The 1,330-nt window shown below is 68.2% G+C and carries 2 protein-coding genes and 1 pseudogene; all 3 read right to left on the bottom strand.

Annotated elements, in window-relative coordinates:
- On the bottom strand, nucleotides 1–206 hold a 206-nt coding region (locus BMG523DRAFT_RS22345; RefSeq protein WP_235463416.1), incomplete at its 3' end, for an ATP-dependent Clp protease proteolytic subunit.
- The gene (locus tag BMG523DRAFT_RS22340) at nucleotides 203–919 is read right to left on the bottom strand and encodes a ClpP family protease (protein ID WP_011437164.1); all 717 of its coding nucleotides are present in this window, start codon (nucleotides 917–919) and stop codon (nucleotides 203–205) included. The genes BMG523DRAFT_RS22345 and BMG523DRAFT_RS22340, both read right to left, overlap by 4 nt.
- Before the next feature lie 185 nt (nucleotides 920–1,104).
- Nucleotides 1,105–1,330: pseudogene (locus BMG523DRAFT_RS26950) on the bottom strand (IS607 family element RNA-guided endonuclease TnpB); the annotation flags it as partial.

Raw genomic sequence — 1,330 nt, 5'->3', positions numbered from 1 at the left:
AGCAGCTGCGCCATCACGTCGTTCGCCGACACATCATCGATCTGCACACCGAGAAAGACGATCCGCTCCTTGAGCAGCTTCGAATACGGATCCATCGAGTACTCGCCGCGGGAGGTCCGTTCCACGATGTTCGGCAGGACGTGACGGGCCCTCGGCGCACCGCCACCCAGCATGATCCCGCTCGCGGCGGGAGGCCGCCCGGTCATCGCCCGCTCCCGCCGCCGGGGCCGAAACCGGTGCGGCCCGCCCGCCGCAAACCCATGCCCGCTCCACTGACCACACTGGGTACCTGATCCGCCCGGACAACCACATGATCGACGAGGCCGTACTCCTTGGCCTCCTCGGCCGTGAACCACCGGTCCCGGTCGGAGTCGGTCTCGATCTGCTCGACGGTCTGCCCGGTGTGGAAGGCGATTCGCTCCTGCAGCGTGCGCTTGGTGTACAGCATCTGCTCGGCCTGGATGGAGATGTCGGCAGCGGTGCCGCCGATGCCACCGTGCGGCTGGTGCATCATGATCCGGGCATGGGGCAGCGCATAGCGCTTACCCGCCGTGCCGGCGCAGAGCAGGAACTGCCCCATCGAACCGGCGAGGCCCAGCGCGACCGTCGCCACGTCGTTTCCGACGTACTGCATCGTGTCATAAATCGCCATGCCGGCGGACACCGAGCCACCCGGCGAATTGATGTAGAGGTAGATGTCGGCCGCGGGATCCTCGGCGGCGAGCAGCAGCAGCTTGGCGCTGATCGCGTTGGCCACCGCGTCCTCGACCACGGAACCAAGGAACACGATCCGGTTCTCGAGGAGCCGGCTGAACACCTGGTCGTCCGCGGAGCCGAGCCCGGATGCGGCGGCCTGCACGGTAGCCCGGCGCGGACTCCCCGGCCCGGCCTGCGTGAGGCGCGAAAAAGATTCGATCATGGTGCGTCCTCCCGCCGGCCGTCGGGAATGGGTGCGAGCACGATGGGCCGGCGTCACCAGCGTTGCCGAGAAATCCGCGCCCACGACGCTGATCTGCTGGCGGCATATCTGCTCACGGCAGACGCAACGTCCCGTGGAACGACTCCAGCGGCCTTCCGTTGCATAAGAGCGCCTGATAGCGGCGCTCATGCCGCCTCACCTTGCGGTGAAGCACTCCCGGTCCGACCGGCCCGAGCCGTGCCGGGTTCCCGTTTCCCAGCCGCCCGCCCCGCGGACGGGGTCCTACGGTCGGCTCCACGGGCGTTTACCGTCTCCGACCTACTGGCGGCGACGAGGTTGGACAGGTTGACCGCGGCGTTCAGGTCGCGGCCGCCTACCAGCCCGCAGGACTGGCAGGCGAAGATACGCTCC

It is taken from the genome of Frankia sp. BMG5.23 (assembly GCF_000685765.2).
GTDB classification, from domain to species: domain Bacteria; phylum Actinomycetota; class Actinomycetes; order Frankiales; family Frankiaceae; genus Frankia; species Frankia casuarinae.
The sequence above is the reverse complement of the archived record's forward strand: the minus strand, read 5'-3'. Positions and strand labels throughout refer to the sequence as shown.

Excerpts from the sequence above, each read along its gene's own strand:
- BMG523DRAFT_RS22340 (WP_011437164.1), bottom strand. The coding sequence starts at position 919 with ATGATCGAATCTTTTTCGCGCCTCACGCAGGCCGGGCCGGGGAGTCCG.